The following is a 13,130-nucleotide window of genomic DNA, read 5'->3' as shown; positions in this document are numbered from 1 at the left end:
CTACGGACATCCTCCGACATCGAAGCGATGTGCGACTACATTCATGGCGAGTTGAGAATGACTGCGACGCCATCTATAGCTCCAGCCAGATCGCTACGCCGGCTCAAAATCTCCTAGACCTTCAGGAGTGCTTACGCACCGTGTTGTCCAGCGTGCCGCCTCAGCACAGCTTCACCATTCGGCGCGTGCCACGTCCGCCCGGTGGCGTGCTTACAAGGTCGGCGTCTCTCAGCAGCTTGAGCACCTCATTCGTCGAATCGGTCTTTGCGATCTCGAACTCGTGATTAGCACTCTGCGAAAAGCCTTCATAGTCACCGCCAAGCAGGCTGAGAATGTGCATCGCTGCAGGGCCGTCGAATCCGTCATCCGTCCTGGCGAGTTGCCAGACCACATCCTCCGGGTCCGAGGCGTGCTTTGAGATCAACTCGAGTTGGGCCATCGTGAGCCGAATGTGCCAGGTCCTCGCCTTGGCTGCCGCCGCCCGAAGGAATGCTACGCCGTTCGCTTCAGCGAAGTCCTCCAGACGAACGATAAGCACCTTCTGAAGCACCGAAGGAACGAGCGGGTCCTCAAGCAAGTCCGCAGCGTGGCCGCCGACAAGCTCAGAATTGATGAAGTTATGCGCTTCGGCCGAGATTCTAAAGGCCGCGGCAATTGCTTCCCAGCCGGCTGTGGCGAAGTGCTTAAATGTCTCGAAGGTGTCTGCAACTAGCTCGGCCTCGAGCAACTTCGCGAGGAGATTGTCCCCGGTCGACGTAATCGCGCTTACATCGAGCTGTTCCTCCGTGTAGCCGTCTACGAGTTTCAGCACGAGCCATACCCGCTGTGTAGGAGTGAGCTGCTCGGATGCGTTGAGGATAGCTATCGTCAACGCGTCGCGGGTTCCGGCTTTGCTCTTCACGTCGATGATCTCTGCGGCATGACCGTCTTCGGTGATGAGAACGCCCGCGAGCGAATCATCGACACGAAATACTGCCGTGTAGGCGTGGAGGTTCTCTACACTCGGGACCATCCGCCGCGCCTTCGCGATCGATTGCCAAGCCATCTTGGGCAGGAGCGTGAGATCGGGCAGCGCAGCTTTCGGGGAACTCCAGCGAAGAAGTGTGTCGAGCTGCGCCTGCGACCACCTGTCATGCACATCATCGACGACGCCTCTGAGGACTTCGGGATCTGCCACGACGTGAGGTGTGTGCTTGTCCTCTGCTACAACGCGAAGGAAGGTATCGGGAGCGCTCGCGCAGTGATCCCAGACGACTTCTCTCTGGCGAATGCGTTCCAGCGTCACCGGCGTTTCTGCCCCTAGACCAATGGCGGCGCGGAGATTATCCGCGGTGAGGGCGTACCGGCGCTCTTCGGTGACCCGTTCGCGGAGCCCTTCGGACAACACCTTCAGCGAGGGCACGATCATTTCCGCGCGGACGATGAAGGAGTAGAGATCCTTCATCTTTGCGGACTGCTGCTTTTTTGTGAATGCCGGAAGGCGTGAGTGTAGATCAACTACCAGACTCTGTACGGCGCTGCTCCAGTCATACTTCGCAGCGTTCTTTCCGCTGAGTAACGCGGCATTGAGAAGAGAACCGACAACGTCCGCGTCAGTATCGGATTCTCCAGGATTCGGATCACGAAACAGTCCACGGTCTGGGTGTTTCGCGAGGTATTCGTACAGGCCGCGCCAAGGATGCTCTGCCAGAAGTGCAACAAGGGCCTTCCTCTGAAGGCCCTTCTCGCCCAGGAAGGCCTCCAGGAAGGTGTCCCGTTCTTCACCCGCCTCCGTGACAAGATAGCGAACGACCTGCATCGCAAGATCCCGGCGGTGCTGCAGCAAGTAGTCGACGACCTCAAGGTTGAGCGCACTGCGTGAGCTGGTGAACCCGTCAGGTGCCTGTTCCAGTAGATTTTTGATCGCCCCCTCTGTCGCAAACTTGAAATGAATGTCCATTTCGTTTGGCCAGACGCTGTTGCGGAAAAAGTGTGCGACGTCGACACCTAAGAATTTCCCGTAGAACACCGACGAGTACTCCGCGTAGTAGCGGTTCAAGAAACCCTGGCGTACCAAATCCCTCGCGAGCTCTGAGCTTAATGTCGCGTTGATGTGATCGGAGAATGTCAGACTGTTGACGGTGTAGTGCGGTTGATGCGCGAGTGTTGTGAAGTCAGCGCCTCGAAGAGACGCGATCTTCGCGTCGCTCTCTCGGCGTTTTGCGGAAGCGGTCTCGGTGTCATAATCGCCCCAGCTCTCTGGGTTGATACCGTCGGGGAATAACTTAGCGAGTTGAGTTCGATCCAAGGCCACATTGGTGCGGTAACCGCCAGGGTGTTTGAAGTCAAGTGTCAACTCACCCTCTGTGGCAATTGTGCTCCAGAACGCGGGCCGTTGGGTCATAGTCTTGTCAAGGACTTTTGCACCAACCGTTGCGCTGACAAGCGTGGAGCCTGTTGCGTTGAGAAAAGTATCCAGTCGGCTACCGAGCTTTGCGGCAAGATCCGCCTGCTCACGCTTCAGCGCCTCGCCCCGAGAAATCGATTCCCGCTTCGCTTGAAGCGCCTTGATGGACTCTTGCACGAAGTCCCGGCGACGACGCTCGAGAGTGTCTAAAGCGCTCTCGCGCTGCGGAAGAGCCTCAAAGTCAGTTACGTGGAAGTTCTTATATACGACGATGGCGAACAGGTCGTCTGGGGTCATACCGGGCACTGGGTTAGCGCTCCAAAGCAGTTTCTCGGCGTAGACCACGAACTCGTTGCAGATATTGGTCATCAACCGCATATCTGTGGTGTGTCGGCCAACGAGGCTGAGTAGTTTGCGTTCCACTCTGACGCCGTCGGGCAGGTCAAGCTCGGGACTGCTGCACGGATAGGTGACAGTTATAGTCACGCCACCAGTGCGACGGTCGTGTTCATGATGGTCTCGAATTCGACGGGCGTCAAACGCCCCAGAGCGGCTTGCCGTCGGCGTCGGTGATAGGTGCGTTCGATCCAGGTCACGATCGCGATGCGCAGCTGCTCGCGGGTTGTCCAGGAGCGATGGTCGAGGACGTTCTTTTGCAGCAGCGCAAAGAACGATTCCATCGCGGCGTTGTCTCCGCATGATGCAACCCGGCCCATTGATCCGACCAGGCGGTTGCGGGATAGAGCACGCAGGAATTTTCGGCTTCGAAATTGCGATCCGCGGTCGGAGTGGACCACGCACCCGGCGACGTCACCGCGCATCTGGACGGCGTTCTCCAGCGCGCGGACAGCGAGACTCGACTTCATCCGCGAGTCGATCGAGTACCCGACGATCTTGTTCCCGAACACGTCTTTAATCGCGCAGAGGTAGAGCTTGCCCTCTGCGGTCTTGTGTTCGGTGATGTCGGTCAGCCAGAGCTGGTTCGGACCCTCGGCGGTGAACTCGTGCCGGACCCGCCCGCTCTCATCGGTGACCGTGCAGAGGTCGTCGTGAACGGCAGGGCCGGGTTTCTTGCCGTTCTTGCCCCGTTTCTTCCCGAACACACTCCACCAGCCGTTCGCGGCCGTGATGCGCCACGCGGTCCGGTCCGCCATTGATTCCCCGGCGTCGCGGGCCTCGTCTGCGAGCAACCGGTGACCGAACTCGGGGTCGTCCTTGTGCGCGTCGAACAACGCGTTCGCACGATATGCCTGCACTACCTCGCTGGTCGTGATGGGGTCAGCCAGCCACCGGTAGTAAGGCTGGCGAGCAAGCTTCAATACCCGACACGTCACCGTCACGGGGATCCCCGCAGCGGCGAGCTCTGTCACGAGCGGGTAGAACCTTTTCCCGGCAGATTCGCCTGCGACAGATACGCCGCCGCACGGCGGAGCACCTCATTCTCTTGCTCGAGCAGACGAATCCTCTGACGCGCTTCCCGCAACTCCGCGGCCTCACCACGGCTTTCGCCGGGCTTGACCCCGTCGTCGACCGCCGCGCGCTGCAACCACTTATGCAACGTCACCGCATGGACACCGAAATCTTTCGCGACCTGCTTGATCGTCACACCAGGCTCACGGCCCCGCGCGACGCGCACGACGTCATCACGGAACTCTCGCGGATAGGGCTTAGGCATGATGCCATCCTTCCAGGCCAACCCTCCGGGCTAGCCAGATCAGATGTCACCTATTCGTGCAGCAGTCCCCTCCTCCAAACAATCGCTAAGCAGGTCCCGTGAGTTGTTGTGAGAAAGGAATGGCACGATGGGCACGACTATCTCGAAGAACTTGGTCCTGTTGGCGCGCTCGGTTTCCGCAGCGGCGATGTCGGAGGTGCGGTACCACTGGGAGTTCTGCTGTGCGTCTGCGGGTCTGGCGAGCTCAGCGGCGAGTGCACCTTCGCCGGGCGTGCCCGACTCGCCCGCGCGATCCTTCTCTGCCTGTGGCTTGCCAATCTTCTCGAAGATGCTGTCCTTGATCGCGTAGATGAAGCGGAGAGGGCGATCCTTGCGCTTCGACCAGTGTGCCGACGCGTTGAGTAGGGTGTTGAGCTCTCGCAATGAGTCGAAAATCCGCGCGTCATCGAATCGGTCCAGATCCTCGAAGACAACGATGTCCGGATTCGTTGTCTCGAAGAACGCCACAATCTCATCCAAGTACGCGTCGAAATACGAGTCCGCCTTCTTCTCGAGCTGGATCGACAGGCCCGCTGTCGAGACTTTAGAGACGAGGCGATCCCCCAGAAGCCACCGCACCGACCAAACGACACCGAGCACCAGCAGCACGAACGTCACCGTAAACAACATCGCGGCCACTAGCGTCGGGTCAGAAACACCGAGGACCTCCTGTACTGGCCACAACCCGAAGAGCCAGAGAAGCCCCACAATCGCCGCGGTAGCGCCTGCAGACTCGAGCAGCGCCCGCCACCATGTCAGCGGCTTGGGGCGGGCAAAGCGCGAACGTCTGATCTCGCCAGGCTTAGCTCGGTAGAGAAGCTGCTTGACCAGTTCCTTCTGGATCCGGTTAGTGAGGTCCTCGTCGTTGTCGGGACCGAGCGTGCTGATGCTGATGCGCAGGACATTTTTGTCAAGCTTGTTTTGATCAGCAACAAAGCGGTCTAGGACACTCGATTTTCCGGCACCATACCGCCCTGTGAGTGCGATGTTCCTGTTCCGAGAGTCCTCCAGCGCTTCGGTGAGATGACGCACGTATGAGGCATGTTGGGTATCTCTGTAGTCGGGCGCGAGTGAGCGCAAAGTTGTCTCCGCCAAAGGGTCTCGCTCTCTCGGTGTGACGCTGTCGCTCGCTAATAGCGTCCGTGAGAGGAACCCTAGCGGTCTGGCACGAGCCCACGCCCCTTCGCAGCTCCGGCTGGCGTCTCGGATTTACTCACCTCATGGTGATGCGCGATCTCTCTCGTCGGGGGACGTTCAGGCCACACGCCCCAGCGGAGTGTGGCCTCAGGCGCGTCTGCAGACCTATAGGCTCGCACCAGATTCATCTATCTGCACCGACCGAACTAGATCGAAAGCCGACGGAATGGGCGAACTCGACGGAGCAGTTCTCGCTGTGGGCGGAACGCTGCTGGGAGTCCTGGTCTCTGGAGGTTTGGCGATGCTCGGCACCGTTCTGGCCAACTCCGGAGCGCGTAAGACGAAGCAACTCGAGCTGGAGCACTCAGCGCGAGAGTCCGACCGAGCTGAAAAGCGTCGCGTCTACGCAGAATACATTGACTGTATGGACCAGTGGCGACTGCTCGCACCCGACATTGGACTTATCCATTGCGAGTTCGATCCTCCGGCGGGTGTGGAGGCCGACGCCGGCGGCAAGTTTTTTCTGATGGTTGCCGATATTCCGTCGTCACACCCCAAGCGGGATGAGTTGGCCGCTCTGGAGCGTATGCGAGACGACCTCTGGGAGCGATGGCGGACGTGCCTCGGGGCACTCAAGCTCATCGGTGATGCGGAGGTTGCTGACAGGGCTGAGCGTCTTTTCTGGAACTATCAGAGTCGGATGAACGACGCGTGGTCGGGGGAACTCAGCCCCCAATTTGATGACGATCTGCCTCTCGCCAGCGAGCTGGTTGGGATGATGCGCTTCGATCTCGGACTGGACGACGGGTACGAAGAGACGGTTGCGGTCTAACGCATTCGATACTCCGCGGACGCATACGTCTGTCGTACAGGCGTGTATGCCTAGTAAAAAGCATCGCTCTGCGTCAGGGCCACGCGGACCTTTCCGGTGATCGACTCGTCGAGTCATTCGGCACGGAGGGAAACCAGTCCAGAAGCACGGAGTTCAGCTATTGGGCTCGTCGGCCACGAGGTCGCTCCGAGGTAGTGGGCACCTGTCGATCGACATCGGTGCTGGTACAAGCATTGCCACGAACCATGCCGCGAACTTCCTCAGGGCTGAGCACAGGCCCGGCGATCTCCTCGCGAGCCTTGGCTCGGATCTCGGACAGTCTTTGGGCTCGTTCGGACGGAGTCTTCGGAGTGCTTGGGCTCGTTGTCATCGCGTCTCCCCTTCTCTATGTCGATCGCATCGCGTGCGTACTTCACCTACACGTACCACTGCTCGTTGCCGTCGGAACGCATCAGAAGTGAAGGGTCAACTACACGATTCCTGTACGCAGCGCCTTGCGAGGCGTAGCCTCCCCACATGACACCGGTGCATGGCAAGCCGAGGTCGTTCTGTGACCGGCCGGCCGAGTTCGGCAAGTCCGAGAACGCGGCCTTCATCGAGGCGCCATTTCCTGATCCGGATACGACGATGCCCGAGAACGCTCGGGCGTGGATGGCAGAGTTTGCCGGTGAGGCCCAGGCGGCCGCGATTCAACATGAGGTTGCCCTCGCGATCAACAGGATCTTGACAATCGACCACATCACACACGCGGCGTACGGAAGGCTGGTCGGGCTCGATGAGCGCCGGATCGGGGCGATTCTGCGTGGTGATCTTGGGATGTATCTGCACGAGTTCGAGATAGCCAAGCGATGTCTCCCAGGGCTCGAGACCGTGCTGCGGGTGAGATTCCGGCGCGCCCAGCTTGCGAGAACCTACTCGAGCAAGATCCAACCGGTCGCACCTCTGGACGGGTATCGCTACATCACTTTGACTGCGGACGAAGACTAGGTACGGCCACTCGCGCGGCAGCCGGGCCATTGTCTTAGTGCCGCTTTCGCAGTTCGGCCAGGAGACCGCGCATCAGAGCAGTGGACTCCAACCATTTGTGGGCATCGACGGGCACGGCAACGCCTCTGTATTGACAGTGGTAGGCCTGACAGAAGTCGACCTTCCCGCGCCGGAGAGAGTCAATGACGTTCGCCAGATACTCGCCGCTCATGTCAGCAACCCTGTGCGGTCGGCGCACCACATCGACCCACCAGAGATCCTGATCGAACACTCGCAGGTCGAGCAGCCCCGGCGGCGTGGCCTCCCAACTGGTGAAGTCCGGCAACACTGAGTCTGCGAGACGATTGCGAAGCTCGGCCGCACGGGACAGCCCCTCGCCAACAACTTCGAGAGAGACCCCGTCGGCGTCAGCTCGGCGCCTGACCTCGGACCCGCTGCCCCCGTAGGCGTCAATGGCGGCGAGTAGTTCAGTCCAGTCCGACCACGTGCCGATCCGCTCGGATCCTGACATCGCTGCCTCCTCGTTGGGCGGACAGAATCCGACGCACTCCGCAACCGGCGACCGCAGTCCATCGTTGCAGCCCGCGCGGTCCAGTTAGATGCGTTCGCATCCAGTGGCACATACAGATTTCTTGTAATTTCGGCCGCTTGCGTACCGCGCGAAGATCAGCGCATGGATTCCCTCGATGGACGCAGCACCGGCCTCTACCTCGTGGTTACCGAGTCGGCCAGCTACCGCATCGACTTCACCCGGATGCTCCTGAACCGGACACCCGACGCCCTCGATGACGCGATACGGCGCATGCGCAACGACACCTCGCCAGTCCAGCTGGTGAGGGTCCTGCGATGCCACGTCGGCGAGCCCATGATCCTGGACATCAATCTCGGCATCCCTGGCGTCCTTCTGACCCGCCGCTCCTCTACCACCGTCACCAGCATCGAGCCGCTCACTCCGACACACCTCAACCTCGGGAAGGACCTACCATGACTGCGACAACCCCACCCACGAGCCTCGAGAACGAGGTCTATATCGGCATCCTCAGCGATATCAACGGCGACCTCGATCACCTGGAAATCGTCTCGGAGACGATGTGGAAGCGCGGAGTCGAAGCACTCGTCATCCTCGGCCGCCTGGGACTCTCCGCAGCAGACCGCACGTGGGAGGCCACTCTAGATCGGATCAACGAGCGGCTGCGTGCCCGCGAGCAAACACTGTTCATCCGTGATGCCACCACAGCCGCCATCGAGCACGGGCACCTCGCGGAGGACGGGTTGTGCTGGCTGCGCACCAACATCGCCCAACTTCCCCGCGGATTCCGCGCCACGCTTCGCTTCCATGCGACCTTGGCCACTCTTGATGAGGCCCACTCCCCCGGTCCAGTCCCAGAGGCTGGCACCGATATCCTCATCGGTCCTGCCGGCTACAACCCGCTCCTGCCTCCAGCGCGGCCACCGCTGGACGCCCAGTCCACGGGCCGCAGCGGCCCACTCAGCGAGAATGCCACGGAACCGACCGATCCGATCGCTCGAATCCACCCAAAGCTCTACCTGGGTACTCACGACGACGTCACTGTCGAGGAGACGGTCAGTACTGGCGAGGGGCCAGACGCCTCCGACACCAAAGTGATCCTTCTTGCTCAGGACGACCCGATGGAATTGAGCCAGGGCATCCTGTTCTCGCGCACCAGTGCGCTCACGCTTTTCCCACGCGACGACGACACGGTGACAGAGCTCACCGGAGGAGAGGCCGGACTCTGGGTCGTACGAACCTGGAGCAGCCACTACTTCTTCGACCTCGACCGGCGCACCGTCGCGAGACAGCCGGGAACGATGGCCTCGCTCACCATCAATGACACCACACGTCGACTGCGCACCATCGAAGCATGCCGAGTCGGGCAATCCGGCTACTGGACAATGAAGTCCGACGGCGGCTACAACGACCCGACGGACTTCTTCTGGGCAGTGTCGACCGAGATTCGCTGGATCAAGCGAGTGGCAGCCTTCGATGCCTAACGCAGAGGATCCCCCACCGAGCGCCGCCTACTACAGCTATCGAGTGCACTGGTCCGCTGTCGACGAGACATTCATCGGAACGGTCACCGAGTTCCCATCGCTGGCGTGGGCTGCCAACCAAGAATGCCAGGCGCTCTCCGGGATTCAGTCCTTGGTGGCGTCCGCCCTCCGTGACATGCTGGACGACGGCGAGGTCGCACCGTCAGCCCAGCCTCCAATCTCGCCACACGTCGACTGCGCACATTGAGGCATGCTGAGTCGGTCAATTCGGCTACTGGACCATGAAGTCCGACGGCGCCCACGGACTCCGCACGGATGCTTGTTAGCCAGATATGTGTTGTCGATATGCGAGAGCAGACATCCAGCGAGGATGCCGCAGGGCCTGGCTGCTTAACAGGTTTCGGCAATTGCCCGTCTTGGGGTCCCCAAATGCACTAGACGCTGTGTTCAACCCGAGACTTCGGGCTCATCGATGGCTACACCGTCAGGCCAGGTGCTCGAGTCAGTCAGAAGAGAACGGACCGCTTCGAATCGCCTTGCCCACGCCACCAGATCGGCGAACTGCATGAGCGTGTCGCCGCGTTGAATGCGAACCAGTCGCTCGTAGGTCATTCCGGGCACACCGTCGAGAAGGTTCACATAGCTTCGGAGCGAGTGTCCCTCGGCAAGCATTGACTCCCTGACGGCGTTGGCGATCAGATGTTGGAGCTGTGCTGCCCCAAATCTTGGATCGTCCCGCTCGACCCCGTCGCGCGGCTTGAGGGTCAACCCAGACTTCCCGAACTGTTTCGGTGACTGCACAACGTCCCGGGGTTTGAACTTGAACGCGCGGAGATCGCCTACTGGGTCCATAGTCTCGGCCTACTTTCTAACCTTATAGAGGCGGTACAGCTAAAGGTATGGCAAGATTTAGCTACTCTGGGCATCCTATTGCTAATTGCACAGTGAAAGGACGACCGGCTCGTTTTTCGTGCCCGCACAGAGAGGGGGCATGACAACAAGAAAGCTTTCCCATTCCCCCCGCCCGATCGCATCAGAGGGCGACAACCCGAACCTGATAGTTGACATTTCCCTTATCATCCCTGTCGCGGCGATACTCGACGGACGTCACATCCGCAGACTTCCGAAGGAGGTGGTCGCTCCGCTGATGCGGTACTCGCCGAGAATCCCAGCCAGTGACTGGGCGGCGATCCGTGTGTTCGTGCTGGACGCCGTGGGCGCGGCGTCCGAGGGTACGACGCTCGACACTAATCGAGCTCTCAAGATCGCTGCGCATTTCGTGCAGTGGGCCGTCAACCTTCAGGGCCTGCCGCAGGAGCCGGGTGCTGTCTTCAACAGGCGCGTCATCGACAACTACTGCGAATCGCTGACACTCGAGGAAGGTTCTAGAGCGAGCTATCGCTCTGTGTTGGTGGCGCTTGCCGACCGGGTTGCGCCGGCGGATAATCCAGAGCCGATGCAGCCGATCAGGCGCAGGACGATAAAGGATCCGTACACAGCCGAGGAAGCCAATGGCTTTCGCAGCTGGGCGAACGGCCAGCGGACGGTGGAGCGGACACGGAAGGCGAAACTCCTCCTCGCTGGCGCAGCGGGTGCTGGCCTCTGGCCTGGCGAGCTCGGGGAACTGTTCCCGGAGGATGTCACAGCCAGCGAGTCTGGCGTCACCGTCGCCATCCGGGGACGATGCCCCCGGGAGGTCGCGGTCCGTGCTGAATGGGAGGAGATGTTTCTCGAAGCCGTCTCTGGCTGTGAGCCGGGGAAGCCGATGTGGGGTCCCGAGCGCACGACTCGGGAGCCGAAGAACCTGGTCTCGGACTTCACTAGCCGAAGCGACGGAACGGCCCCGAAGGCGTCGCGGCTGCGGGGAACTTGGCTGGTGCAACTCCTCGACGAGAGGGTGCACATCTCGGTGGTGTTCAAGGCGTCCGGATTCAAGCAGTTCAACAACCTGCACAACTACCTCCCCTACCTCACGCTGCCGAGCGTCCAGGATGCCCGGAGCCAGCTTCGTGGAGGTGAAAGGTCATGACGAGGATCACCGACTCGAAGGCTGTCGACCACCTCGAGGAGCGTATGGTGTCCACGTTCGGGGTGGGCTCCCGGGAATACGACGCGGGCATCGCGATGCACCCCGTGCCGAAAGCGCACCTGAACACCGCGACCCGAGTTGCCGACACGTCTGGCATCCCAGAGATGCTCAGCAAGTGGGATTCAGACAGGCGAAAGAGCAACGCTGGCAAGAAGGCGATCATCCCCCTCCGCGCCCTCGTCGTGCTGTACCTAATGAACGCACAGATGGGGGTCGGCGTCAGCTACATGGAGTTGGCTCGCACCCTGGCGTACCGCTTCTCAACGGAGCACTTCGCCGCACTCGGCATTCGCACCACCCTGGGCGACACCCAACACTGGTACAAGCGAGTCTCCGACACCACATATCGGCTCATCGCGCTCATGGATCCGACACCGACCCCGCTGCGCAAAATCATGAACGCCGACCAGTTCGACAAGCTGCTTCAATCGATGGAAGCGCCGGATGCAAAAGCGCTACAGACTCGGAACCAGGAACGACTCGACGACTTCTGCAACGGGCTTGTGCATGCCTCCTATCGAATGCTGCCAGCTGACTTGCGCGACAAGTACAAAGGCAACACGGCAATCGATGCGACGAAGGCGCCCATCCGAGGTTCGCGAAACAGCGCGAGCAAAGCAGGATCGCGAAGCAATCCGGATCCGTTGGCCGGTCGCTACAGGCGGGAAGGAAGTCACGGCGGCATTGGTGCCGCCACTGACGAGGCAGCGTATGAGCTTGAGACGGCGGTCATGATCTGGAATAGGCCGGGAGAGAGCTCCGCCTTCCCATCGCTCCTCACCGAGATCGGATGCCACGCTCCAGGAAGGCTCGTGGGTCACGCGGCTGCGATGACGGCCCGGCACATGAAGCTCGGATTCGTCCGTCCCGTGCTCGTCGTTGACCGCGCGTACAACTACGAGAGAATCCAAACATTCCACGAGCCTCTGATCAGACTCGGGGTCGACACTGTGTTCGACTACCAAGTGGACGATCTCGGCGTCCAGAGCCACTTTGCGGACCTGCAGCTGGTGGACGGCAGTTGGTACGTCGAGTGGATGCCGGAAAACCTCGTCAACGCAACGAGAGAACGCGCCAAAGTAGAGGAGGCGGTAGCTGACGCCGAGGTAGTCGTCTATCAGTCCCAACATCCCACCGGGAGAAAGGGCCCGACCGACACCGAAGTGTCAGCAGCGAAGAAGACGATCGCTGATGCCCGCGATGGCGAAAGTAGTCTTCGGCATCGCATCGCCAACCGCGACGCCTATCGCATGATCCCAAAGGGCAAGCGAGACAAGGACGGCTTTCAGCGTTTCTCCTATCCCCCCTTCGACAAAATGCTGGTGCGTCCGAAAGCCCTGCCGAACGTTACGAGCATCACAGTCCCGCCGGTCCTTCCTGAAACCGAAGGCATCGCATCTGGCACGACGTCGCGGCGGAAGCCGAAGTCGGAACAGTCAAAGAACACCCGCGGGAAATCCCATCCAGTCAAGTTCGCGCAGCATCTCCCCTACGAGAGCGACGAGTGGCGTGCCTGGTTTGGCATGCGAAACCTCGTTGAGACCTCGAACAAACTGCTGAAGACACCCCTCCACGGAGACATCGAGAACGTAAACAAGCGAAGCGGGCGAGGCTATGCCGCTACCTACATGACTCTCGCGTTCGCCGCCGTTTGCTCGAATATGCGACGCATTGCCACGTTCTTTCACAGCGAAGCCGAGCGTATTCAGCGAGCGGCGACTCTCACGAGAACGAGACGCAGACGAGATGAACGGGGCATGCCGCTCGCTAGGGTCCCGCACATGGCCCTGGCAGAACCTCGAGCCTGACCGAATTCAGACCCTACTTCGCAAGACCGGACGATCCGGCCTGCCCAAAAGGCAGGCCTTTCGTCATTTAACGCGCCCGGGCGCCAGACGCCACCTGCCAGCAAGGCACTCCTGCCAAAAAGAAAGGACCGGGATGGTTTCTCAACCATCCCGGTCCTTCCTTC

Annotated in this window: 11 protein-coding genes; 6 read left to right on the top strand and 5 right to left on the bottom strand. The window is 60.6% G+C overall.

Features of this window, described 5'->3' with window-relative positions; translation table 11 throughout:
• Positions 1 to 160: 160 nt before the first annotated feature.
• The 3 genes from FB562_RS02265 to FB562_RS02255 form a co-directional block, all read right to left on the bottom strand.
• Complete coding sequence (locus FB562_RS02265) at positions 161 to 2,809, bottom strand: YobI family P-loop NTPase (RefSeq protein ID WP_141879660.1); 2,649 nt, start codon at positions 2,807 to 2,809, stop codon at positions 161 to 163.
• Between the two features lie 59 nt (positions 2,810 to 2,868).
• Positions 2,869 to 4,061 (bottom strand): IS3 family transposase gene (locus FB562_RS02260; protein ID WP_141879659.1). Its coding sequence is split into 2 segments (ribosomal slippage): positions 2,869 to 3,774 and positions 3,777 to 4,061, totalling 1,191 coding nucleotides; the frame shifts between segments, so codons are not numbered across the junction.
• A 39-nt stretch (positions 4,062 to 4,100) separates the two neighbouring features.
• Positions 4,101 to 5,195 (bottom strand): YobI family P-loop NTPase, encoded by a 1,095-nt coding sequence (locus FB562_RS02255; RefSeq protein WP_221625353.1) that lies wholly within the window; start codon positions 5,193 to 5,195, stop codon positions 4,101 to 4,103.
• 268 nt (positions 5,196 to 5,463) lie between these two features.
• Between FB562_RS02255 and FB562_RS02250 the strand changes: the two genes are divergently transcribed.
• Positions 5,464 to 6,069: a hypothetical protein gene (locus FB562_RS02250; protein ID WP_141879657.1), complete on the top strand. Its 606-nt coding sequence runs from the start codon at positions 5,464 to 5,466 to the stop codon at positions 6,067 to 6,069.
• Between the two features lie 516 nt (positions 6,070 to 6,585).
• Positions 6,586 to 7,056: a hypothetical protein gene (locus tag FB562_RS02245; RefSeq protein ID WP_141879656.1), complete on the top strand. Its 471-nt coding sequence runs from the start codon at positions 6,586 to 6,588 to the stop codon at positions 7,054 to 7,056.
• Between the two features lie 34 nt (positions 7,057 to 7,090).
• Here the strand turns inward: FB562_RS02245 and FB562_RS02240 are convergent, their stop codons facing one another.
• Positions 7,091 to 7,567 carry a hypothetical protein gene (locus tag FB562_RS02240; RefSeq protein WP_141879655.1) on the bottom strand — a complete coding sequence of 159 codons (477 nt, stop codon included), beginning with the start codon at positions 7,565 to 7,567 and terminating at the stop codon, positions 7,091 to 7,093.
• A 162-nt stretch (positions 7,568 to 7,729) separates the two neighbouring features.
• On the opposite strand from FB562_RS02240, the gene FB562_RS02235 reads away from it, so the two are divergent.
• Entirely contained in the window at positions 7,730 to 8,044 is a 315-nt protein-coding gene (locus FB562_RS02235) for a hypothetical protein (RefSeq protein ID WP_141879654.1), read from the top strand.
• A complete protein-coding gene (locus FB562_RS02230) occupies positions 8,041 to 9,069 on the top strand; it encodes a hypothetical protein (RefSeq protein WP_141879653.1) in 1,029 nt (342 codons plus the stop codon). Before FB562_RS02235 ends, FB562_RS02230 begins: the two co-directional genes overlap by 4 nt.
• Before the next feature lie 447 nt (positions 9,070 to 9,516).
• Here the strand turns inward: FB562_RS02230 and FB562_RS02225 are convergent, their stop codons facing one another.
• Positions 9,517 to 9,921: a hypothetical protein gene (locus FB562_RS02225; RefSeq protein WP_141879652.1), complete on the bottom strand. Its 405-nt coding sequence runs from the start codon at positions 9,919 to 9,921 to the stop codon at positions 9,517 to 9,519.
• A 139-nt stretch (positions 9,922 to 10,060) separates the two neighbouring features.
• Here FB562_RS02225 and FB562_RS02220 point away from each other — a divergent pair, with 139 nt between their 5' ends.
• Positions 10,061 to 11,098 (top strand): hypothetical protein, encoded by a 1,038-nt coding sequence (locus FB562_RS02220; protein WP_141879651.1) that lies wholly within the window; start codon positions 10,061 to 10,063, stop codon positions 11,096 to 11,098.
• Entirely contained in the window at positions 11,095 to 12,966 is a 1,872-nt protein-coding gene (locus FB562_RS02215; RefSeq protein WP_141879650.1) for a hypothetical protein, read from the top strand. The genes FB562_RS02220 and FB562_RS02215 overlap by 4 nt, the downstream gene beginning before the upstream one ends.
• Positions 12,967 to 13,130: the final 164 nt, after the last annotated feature.

This window comes from Homoserinimonas aerilata (assembly GCF_006716125.1).
Lineage (GTDB): Bacteria > Actinomycetota > Actinomycetes > Actinomycetales > Microbacteriaceae > Homoserinimonas > Homoserinimonas aerilata.
The sequence above is the reverse complement of the archived record's forward strand: the minus strand, read 5'-3'. Positions and strand labels throughout refer to the sequence as shown.

Excerpts from the sequence above, each read along its gene's own strand:
- FB562_RS02230 (WP_141879653.1), top strand. The coding sequence starts at position 8,041 with ATGACTGCGACAACCCCACCCACGAGCCTCGAGAACGAGGTCTATATC.
- FB562_RS02225 (WP_141879652.1), bottom strand. The coding sequence starts at position 9,921 with ATGGACCCAGTAGGCGATCTCCGCGCGTTCAAGTTCAAACCCCGGGAC.
- FB562_RS02235 (WP_141879654.1), top strand. The coding sequence starts at position 7,730 with ATGGATTCCCTCGATGGACGCAGCACCGGCCTCTACCTCGTGGTTACC.
- FB562_RS02250 (WP_141879657.1), top strand. The coding sequence starts at position 5,464 with ATGGGCGAACTCGACGGAGCAGTTCTCGCTGTGGGCGGAACGCTGCTG.
- FB562_RS02245 (WP_141879656.1), top strand. The coding sequence starts at position 6,586 with ATGACACCGGTGCATGGCAAGCCGAGGTCGTTCTGTGACCGGCCGGCC.
- FB562_RS02240 (WP_141879655.1), bottom strand. The coding sequence starts at position 7,567 with ATGTCAGGATCCGAGCGGATCGGCACGTGGTCGGACTGGACTGAACTA.
- FB562_RS02215 (WP_141879650.1), top strand. The coding sequence starts at position 11,095 with ATGACGAGGATCACCGACTCGAAGGCTGTCGACCACCTCGAGGAGCGT.
- FB562_RS02220 (WP_141879651.1), top strand. The coding sequence starts at position 10,061 with ATGACAACAAGAAAGCTTTCCCATTCCCCCCGCCCGATCGCATCAGAG.